6 protein-coding genes are annotated in these 4,896 nt (G+C 47.3%); all 6 read left to right on the forward strand.

All coding sequences use genetic code 11. The annotated features are described in order from the left end of the window. Positions 1–1,024 (forward strand): hypothetical protein (locus J3482_RS19440; protein ID WP_206922994.1); only part of this gene is annotated, 1,024 nt, incomplete at its 5' end. A 16-nt stretch (positions 1,025–1,040) separates the two neighbouring features. Beyond that, positions 1,041–1,907 (forward strand): phage baseplate protein, encoded by an 867-nt coding sequence (locus J3482_RS19445; protein ID WP_206922995.1) that lies wholly within the window; start codon positions 1,041–1,043, stop codon positions 1,905–1,907. Positions 1,908–1,972: 65 nt separating this feature from the next. Next, positions 1,973–2,734: a DUF4352 domain-containing protein gene (locus J3482_RS21680; protein WP_206922996.1), complete on the forward strand. Its 762-nt coding sequence runs from the start codon at positions 1,973–1,975 to the stop codon at positions 2,732–2,734. Between the two features lie 53 nt (positions 2,735–2,787). Next, positions 2,788–3,132, forward strand: a complete 345-nt coding sequence (locus J3482_RS19455; protein WP_206922997.1) for a phage baseplate plug family protein — start codon at positions 2,788–2,790, stop codon at positions 3,130–3,132. 11 nt (positions 3,133–3,143) lie between these two features. Continuing rightward, entirely contained in the window at positions 3,144–4,661 is a 1,518-nt protein-coding gene (locus tag J3482_RS19460; RefSeq protein WP_206922998.1) for a phage protein, read from the forward strand. 12 nt (positions 4,662–4,673) lie between these two features. After that, a partial coding sequence (locus J3482_RS19465; protein ID WP_206922999.1) for a Gp138 family membrane-puncturing spike protein occupies positions 4,674–4,896 on the forward strand: 223 nt, incomplete at its 3' end.

The raw sequence follows: 4,896 nt of genomic DNA on the forward strand, positions 1-4,896 counted from the left end.
GAATGTGCAGAACGTCCTGCAGTCCATAAACGACGTGATCGTCAAGAACATGCCGACGTGGACGAAGAAAGTCGCCGAAGTCATGGCGTCGTTCATGCAAGCGGGCATTTACATCGTTCAAGCTCTCGGGCAGGTCTGGAATTGGCTACAGAAGCTTCTGCAGTATGTCCCAGGGTGGGCAAAAGGTATCGCTGCCGCATTGGCTATCTTCTCGATATCCAATCCATTCATGATGTTTATGGAGGCTATTGGTGGCGCTATCCTGCTTCTCGATGATTTTGAGACGTATCTGCAAGACCCAACGAAATCAGCACTCCCCGGATTGTGGGCGTGGGTCATTAAAGTCACAAACGCCATAAAACAAATGGGCATTGGCGCTGATATAGCGAATGCAATACGACAATCATTTGAGTGGTTGGACAACACATTCAAAATCGTCGGTAAGGATGCCCTAAACTTATTCGATGTGTTTAAGAAGAATGGAACTATCAAGGATTTTGCGGGTGCAGTAAAAAGTCTATGGACTGCGTTAACCGATGTGGCTAAAGCACTAGGGAATGTCATTACAGGTATAGGCCATTTGTTCGGTTTGTTCAACAATAGTACTGGCCAAAGCAATATGCAGAACTTCTTTCAACTGATTGCCGATCTGTGTATTGGCGCCATTAAAATTGTCGCTGGGGCCATCGAGGAGATTGGCAGTTTAGTCAATCTCGTCGGAGATGCCTTGCACGGAGACTGGAAAGCCGCCGGTCAAGTCATTCAGAACATGTGGACAGGACAAAATCTCGCTAATGCGGGGATCATTTCGCAATCAAGTGTAGCTGGCGCCATGGGTCCTACGGTTGGGCCTCCATCCTATCCGTATATGTTCCAAGGGTCGTCAACAACATCCACCAAGAACGTGACGGTAAATGCCCCACTAACAAACAATATTTCAAGTTCGAGCCCGCAAGCAGCGGCTAAAGCCGTAACAAATAGCTACAACATGCACATGCACACGCTCAAGAGTGTCGTGCAGTGACCAAGGAGGGATAAGGTTGGCTCACTATCCAGCGGTCAGCGCCACGGTCGACGGGAAAAAGTACTTAGCCGTAGCTGTCAGTGGAGTTACCTATCTTATCTGGACGGTTGCTCGGGACACTGGGGCTAATTTGACGAAGACCGCTGCCGGGGATGTGGAGATCGGCGGAGTCAAGCCACCACAAGTGTTTGATGGGTCGAACACATATATTGAGTGGTCTTCTATTCCAACCATCATGCCGAATCCGAAGAATGTCGGCGGTGTATGGCAGTTCACGTCTACTAATCCTTCGACTTCAGGTAGCGGCACTTCACCCATTCTGGACCTTACCGCGCCAAACATCAAAAGCTACGTGTACGCGAAGACAAACATCGGCGGATGGTTCTTTGATGCGGTTTTGCAAACCACTCACACGAGTACATTGACCATCACCAGCCATCCGGTGCAAGCCGGGTCATCCATCTCAGACTACGCATATCTGCAGCCTCGCACGTTGTCAATGAACATCGGTATGACTGACGTGGCGCAGAGCTTTATACCCGGGCAATTCTCGGGTGGGTCATCGCGTTCTGTCCAGGCGTATACCATCCTGAAACAACTACAGCAGCTGCGTGTGCCCATCCAGGTGTACACAAGGCTGGGGCTGTATCAAAACATGCTGATTGAAACCATCACGGTCCCTGATGATTACACGACGACCCACGGATTGAAGGTTACGGTCGACATGCAAGAACTGCTGGTGGCGACAGTAACTACCGTGCAGATTAGTTCTAACCCTGCGGTGACCGATACTTCACAGAAGGGGAAACAACAGCCTCAGAGTGTGCCGCCATCGTTACTTTCGATTTTAGATGGACTTATCAATGGGAAAAAGGCTGGATGATCTATCTGTAATATTCCAAAATGAACCTCCATATAGGATACTCTATTAGTATGGGGGTGTTCAGGGTGATATTAGCAAAAATATTTGGTTGGATTTTTATACCATACATCATGCTGGCTGTACGGTGGAGAAAATCTTCATTGTTTTTTCGGGCAGTAGGAATTTTATGGTCAGTAGTCATACTGCTGTCTACTGTAAAGGTGATTGCTGCTGATTCACATAACGAAGATTTACCAACTAGTGTTACAACAATTGAACAAGCGGACACGAATTCCGTTTCTGGTAAAGCAACATCAACGGTGAATAATAAACAAACTAAACAATCGCATACAAACTCGGTTGATTCGGATATGCAATCAACAACCAATGCAACAACAACGGCTCAATCAGACTTAAAAGCTTTGGAGTCATATCCACATCTAGGCCAGCCATCGAAAGTCGGTAATTTAGAAATTACAATAAATAACGTGAAGCAATTTAAATATGTTGGAACCGACACAGCAAACGGAATGTATTGGGGAGTATCAGTGACCGTCCAAAATGATGGTTCAAATCCTCAAACTATTAGTGACTCTATGTTCAAGATTGTTAGTCCTACGGACGTTCGTGGCGACTCAAATTCCTACTCACCTGATGTTGATGCTGATATTCAAGCAAATGAAACTAATAATTTCCTTACAGAAACTTTAAATCCTGGCGTAAGTTCTACGGGTTTTGTGATTTTTGACATGCCATCTAAATATACCAATGATGATATGCAAGTGTTTCATTTGGTCGTAGACACAGGACTTCTTGGGTCAAAGCAGAGTTTTTCGTTTTTGCAATAACATATGCTTGTTTAGCCACCTTCGGGTGGCTTTTTTATTTGGAGGTGAAAGTGTTGGCGAGTGTTATCGTTCCCATCTCATCAGGGACAAACCAAACTGTCACATGCACGCTGCCGGTTGACTCTGGCAACGTAACGCTCACCTTCAATTTGACATGGAACAGCATCGGTGGATATTGGTTCATGTCCATTACTGGCGCAAACAACAATCTGTTACTCGATGCGGTGCCGGTCATTACAGGAGCATATCCAGCAGCAAATTTATTGCGGCAGTACCAATATCTCGGCATTGGCAGCGCCTATGTTGTGCCAACTGCAAATACCGGCTTACCTGACAATCCAAGTTTCTCAGACCTCGGCACAGACTTCGTGCTCGTGTGGTCGGATACGGACACATAAGAGGTGGACAAATGGCTACAAAACCAGTTTCGGGGTCGGGTAACGCTGCGGCAATATGGAACTTCTTAGCGAGCAAAGGTCTTAGTGCTGCGGCAATCGCAGGGATTATGGGAAACTGGCAGCAGGAGTCAAGTTTAAGCCCGACGGCGGTCAATCCATCGAGTGGGGCATATGGTCTCGCGCAATGGCTTGGTGACCGATATACGAACTTGCAATCGTATTGTCAGTCACATGGCCTTGATTGGACATCGCTTACCGGCCAGCTTACGTTTGCTTGGTACGAAATGACCGGCGGAGATGCTGCCTGGACGAGCGCGCTTGCTAAGATTGGCGGTATGAGTGCGTTTAACGCCATGAGCGTTACTGCGGCCACGGAATTCTTCGAGGAGTATTACGAAGTCGCGGGGTCCGGCGCAATGATGGACCAACGCGTTACCTATGCTCAACAGTGGTACAACTCATACGTGAATGGCAACCCGTTCAATTTTTCGTCCGTGTCAGTTAGTTCTTCATCTGCTTCATCTTATCCCTCTGCATCAACTCAAAGTACAATTTCTAACCAAGTTAGTTTTCCGGCAACGAACTACAGTGTTGTCGCCAACAGTCAGCGGACAGGCGATATCCTGTACGGGCGTAGGTATCGCGTCATCGTGAGCAACAGCAGCGGCATCGCACTCGATGTATCAGATCTGCACTGTACGTTTGATATCCAGTACGTCGTGAATCAACCGCCACCGTTTTCGCAGATAGTGATTTACAATCTAAACCCTGCAACGGAAAACTTCTTGCTCAATTACGGAGATCGAGTCGTTGTCGAAGCTGGATATGACGGTTCGCAGTACGGTGTCATATTTGACGGAGAAGTCGTTGAACCAATACGGGACAAGGCAGACAACGTAACCTATAGACTTACAATAAACGCTCTTGCTGCTAATTCACTACTTACTCAGTCATTCTCCAATTTCACCGTCGCGCGAGGTCAGTCGGCACGAAGTTTGCTTGAGAATTTGGCCAGTCAAGCGACGGTACCGACGCCGCTCGGGGATATTTCGCCGCAGCTTAGCACGGCAACATTGCCACGCGGGAAAGCCGTATTCGGCATGACTCGCGATTACATAAGGCAGATTGCCCAGGGCAACAACATGACGTTCAATGCCAATAATGGTGCTATTAATCTTATTCATGCTTCTGATCCACCGAAAGGTGAAATCATTGAATTAACGCCATCATCTGGCCTTATTGGACAACCAACACAAAGTGACTTAGGTGTGTCATTTCAATGTTTGCTTAACCCTGCTATAACAATCGGTTCTCTTGTGCATATCGACAACAGTTTAGTACAAGCCCAAACATATCAAATAGGTGATGTTCCGCGTGCGCTTGATTCGGCGGGGATATACCGCGTTGTAGGGATTGAACATGTCGGAGACACACGTGGTACAGATTGGTACACAAACTGTACAACCGTGAGTCAGGCAGGTGGTATACCGGGAATGATTAACTCAACCACGCAAAATCCATGGACGTAAGGTGGTGATCTTGTGACTTTATCTATTTACGAAGTCCTCCCAAACAGTCAAAACGAGCTTTACAGAATGCTGATGGACATCACTTCGACGAACCTTCGCGTAGGGTGCCCAGGGATCATTCAATCTTTCAATCCACAAGAGCAGACAGTAACAGTTCAGCCATCCATCCGCGAACGCATTCAGGATCCGACGACGAAAGAGTACTCATGGGTATCGCTCCCACTGCTAGTAGATG

Source organism: Alicyclobacillus suci (genome assembly GCF_017329615.1).
Classification (GTDB): domain Bacteria; phylum Bacillota; class Bacilli; order Alicyclobacillales; family Alicyclobacillaceae; genus Alicyclobacillus; species Alicyclobacillus suci.